Source organism: Bacillus sp. GMs2/2 (assembly GCF_050172095.1).
Lineage (GTDB): Bacteria > Bacillota > Bacilli > Bacillales > Bacillaceae_G > Bacillus_A > Bacillus_A cereus.
Genome location: NZ_JBNLYE010000353.1, coordinates 1 through 3,994 on the forward strand (window position 1 = coordinate 1; position 3,994 = coordinate 3,994).

The window sequence follows — 3,994 nt, forward strand, 5'->3', positions numbered from 1 at the left end:
GTTTCATTTGAGCAACCCGCAACCCCCGTTACCATCAACATTCCTGCTACACATAATCCAGATAACATACGTAATTTTTTCATCGTTCCATCCTCCATATACAGATAATTTAGAATACTCTTATCTGTATTGTAATACGAATTACGCCAATTGTTGTGCGCGTTCTTCGTCTGTTTTCGTAGAGGAATCAAATGCAGTCTTTAATTCTTGGAAAACAGGATCAATTTCTACAACCGCGGTTCGCCCAAAAATGTCCTGGAATAAGGCTTCGCCACGTCGTAACTGGCGTAACATTAAGATATTTTCTTCTGTGACCGGTAAGTTATAGTAACGCAACATTTCTTCCGCTTCCTTATCATATTTCAGCGCAAAACAGAACTTCATACCCACGTTGGCAACCTCTTTGTTTTCAGATTGATAATCGGATGCGTTTTGTGTTCCTAAATACAAGCCGATATTGTGATAACGTCCTTCTCGAATGATTTTGTCAGAAGACGCCGCACCCTCTTTATTTTTCAAAATACTTGATGCCTCATCTTGTAGGTATACTTTGAAAATACTACGGTCGGAATGCATTAATGATTTACCAAATGCCGCTAATGCAATTAAGATACTACGAGATAATTTGTCTGTAACACTCTCATTCTTTTCCTCTGATTTTGGAATGCGTAAATGTTGAATTTGTAATACCTGTAATGGACGTTCTAGACTTAATACGCGGTAATCTTGACCTGGTCTACCAAACAATAAATCTCCTAACTGGATGCCTTCTAAGGTTGCTAAACGATTTGTAAGAGCGTTTAATCGTTCTAATTCAGTTGGCAATAAGTTAGGTTCTTTCTTCATTTCCTCTAGTTCTTTACGAACCAAAGTTAAACATGCGTCTTCTTTTTTCGCTACTCGTTCAATTGCTTTATATAAATAGTCATATCGGATATCCTCTAATCCTACATCCGATAGGAACGTTAAAATTTCAAGTGCTAAACTCTTTGCATCTTCTATTGTTGCGCTTATTCGGAATGGGTCTAAACAGCCTGCATCCTTTTTATCCTTCCCAAGCGTCCATACTTGCAAGGTATCCTCATTGAACCCTGGTAATAATTCGGGCCACCTTGTTCTGTCACCCTTAGGATCAATAATAAATGCTCTTCCGCCACTCATTACAATCCAGAAAGCGAGTAAATTCATTAGGAAGGATTTTCCTTTTCCTGTTTGCCCCGCAAACATAACTGATAAACTCTCAAACGCTGTTACAATGTTATCTAATGCTTTCGCCGCTAGTTCGGGACGAACAAAAACAGGTCGATTTAATTTCTTTGTCTTTCCAATGTAAAACCCTTGATTGTCACCAATTTGCGTTGTAGCCCCGAACATGCCCATTGCAAGCACGCCTGGTTCCACAAACAATTTGAAATCCGTATTATAACGTTTAGAACCTGGTAAGAACTCGTAGAAGTATGCTAATTGTTCTCCATATGGATTGACCAATTCAATTTTCATTTTGCGATATTCTGTAATCAGCGTATTAACGCGTGATTTTAATGTTTTCTCATCTTCTGCATATACACAAAACAGTACACTTAGTTCATATCCAGGTGCTCCCGTTGTTTCAAATCGATCTTTTACAATTTTGACGCCTCTTGCTTTACGATCAATTGTTAAATCTGTTGTGCGACCACCTACCATTGCTTGTTGACGTTGATCATTTAATTCCAGTTCACTGTTTGAAAGTTTTTGGGTAACCATCTGGTTTTCTAAATGATACGCTCGAATACTCATTTCAACAGGAAACTTTAATGAATGAGATTGAATGCGATAAATCCACTCTCCACCAGGAAAAGCCGATATTTCGGGCATATCTTTCACCGCAAGAAAAGCAACATGAGAGGTTTCCATTTCCCCTTCTTCATTTTGTCTTTCGAGTATTAGAGAGCGCCCTGGGCTTTCATCAATCACCGTATCCGTTAAGTGCACCATTTCTTGGAAATCTGGCCGACGTACTTTTACCGCCTTTCCTTCTTCATTTTTCAAGGTAACTGTAGAACCTACTTTCCAGTTTTGATCCCGATTCAGTTCTTTCATGCCACGTTTGAAGTTATGATGGAATAAAAAGCGCGTTGTTGACGGTTTCGCACGTCTTGTATTATGAAAGGCCCCTCTAACCTGGCTAAATAAAACGTCTTCTACTTCTAAATAATTTTCAATTTCCTCTTCTAAAATATCCGTCACATTCATACCCGATATGTTTTGGGCTGTCTCTGCAAATCCTTCTCTTATCTTCTTCATAAACTTCCATGTTTCTACGACAGGGTTACGAATTTGTCTTTCTTTCTGTTCCATATTCAGTTGTACTAAAACGAAAAATCGATATTCCATGTTCTCTTTCGCAATGGCCGCATTTCGTAAGTATTCTTTTACCTTTTTAAAAAGAAAGCGTCCTGTTGGGGCCATTGGCCCTTTTAAAGTGGAAATATGTTCATCCAGAATTTCATCTGAATTTGTTGTACGAGGAATCACAAGCAAGTGGATATCATATTCTTGATGGGTAAATAGAGCGAGTTGATTGCGATAATATACTTTTTTTGTACTTTCGTCTTGATGATCGTATTCAAATCCGTCTACTTCATACACTGCGGATACTTTTCCGTCTGTACTAAACGCTAAATTCTTTTCAACGTGCTTTAATGGTGGTCTGTTCATCGTTTTCAACATATTCAAATTCCTCCTTTTGGGGTAAAAATGTTACATCATAAGCGTGTATGTCGTTCTCTTCTTCATTGAATGAATGTACGATTGGTAAATCTTTGACATCATGTTGTACACATACATGACCACAAAACACATGTTTTTTAAGTTTGGGTACATTCACCAAGCGACTACTTTGATGCTTCCGTAAACGAAATGTGACCCAGGACCGAACAAAAGAGAAAAGTGATTTTCCATCTGTTTTATATTTATCCGCGCCCCATACTAAGAAAAGAGGAATCACACCATAATACATGAGCCAAACTTGATCGATCATATCCCCAAATATCCATTTAAAGGGAGGAAGGAAGCGGAAGGCTACAAGCCCCGCTTCTACCGCCGCAAAATAACCAAGTGCCCTCCATGTAACCGCACGCGGAAGACGATACCCCATAATTTCGTACTGTCTTCGCATATAGTTCATATAGCTCCCGAAACAATAGACAATGATAGATTTTGATTCTTTTTCCTTCATGTAGCCCTCTTCCTTTCCATCCCTTACTTAGACGCCAAACAATCCGCCTAACCACGTTCCGATTGTTTTTAATGCATCTGGTTTGTTAATGAAGAATACAACAATCCCGCCGCCAACAATTAACGTAATCGCTTTTCCCCATGCGCGCTTTGCCGCTACGATCAAAATAACAATGATAAACGCACAATATAACGCGTATGTTCCTTGTGTCTTCATCATTTCGAAAAATCCTTCTAACCCGATTCCTAACACAAAATGATTTATATTGAACATATACATGCCCCTCTCCTATTTTGTTTTTAAGTCTGTTACGATCCATTGCTTTCCATCTTGTTTTACAAACAACGTATAACCTGTTTTCATTTTTGATTCAGAATGTGGATCAATCATAGATACCTCTGTTTGTACCTCATATGTGCCTTTTGTTTTTCCTGGATAAATCTTAGAGGAAAGTACATTTTCAAATTTCATGGCTCCTTCTAACCCTTTAATATCTATATTGGCTAAAACATACGCGAGTTCTTTTTGTGTTGCGGTGGTATAGGATTTAAAAAAGGTTGGTAAAAATTCTCGAATGTCTTCTTTTACAGTGATTTCATGAATTTCCTCTCGTTCTTTTCCCGCTTTTTCTTCTGGCACTTCTGCTTTTTCATTCACCTTGACGATTTGAGGGAATCCACTAATCACAAAAGCCTTCCCATCTGTCCGAACAGGAACCGACACTTGCTGGATCACCTCCTTATCCTCTGGTCCGCTATTATCTGCTTTCATGCG

The 3,994-nt window shown here is 38.6% G+C and carries 4 protein-coding genes; all 4 read right to left on the reverse strand.

Annotation, left to right across the window (positions count from 1 at the left end; translation table 11 throughout):
• Positions 1-141 precede the first annotated feature (141 nt).
• On the reverse strand, positions 142-2,712 hold the full coding sequence (locus ACQGS6_RS24095) for an ATP-binding protein (RefSeq protein WP_426965718.1): 2,571 nt from the start codon (positions 2,710-2,712) through the stop codon (positions 142-144).
• Positions 2,672-3,220: a TcpE family conjugal transfer membrane protein gene (locus tag ACQGS6_RS24100; RefSeq protein ID WP_127814261.1), complete on the reverse strand. Its 549-nt coding sequence runs from the start codon at positions 3,218-3,220 to the stop codon at positions 2,672-2,674. The genes ACQGS6_RS24095 and ACQGS6_RS24100 overlap by 41 nt, the downstream gene beginning before the upstream one ends.
• 27 nt (positions 3,221-3,247) lie before the next feature.
• Positions 3,248-3,499, reverse strand: coding sequence for a TcpD family membrane protein (locus ACQGS6_RS24105; protein ID WP_000281809.1), 252 nt, complete (start codon positions 3,497-3,499; stop codon positions 3,248-3,250).
• A 9-nt stretch (positions 3,500-3,508) separates the two neighbouring features.
• A partial coding sequence (locus ACQGS6_RS24110; RefSeq protein ID WP_426965719.1) for a conjugal transfer protein occupies positions 3,509-3,994 on the reverse strand: 486 nt, incomplete at its 5' end.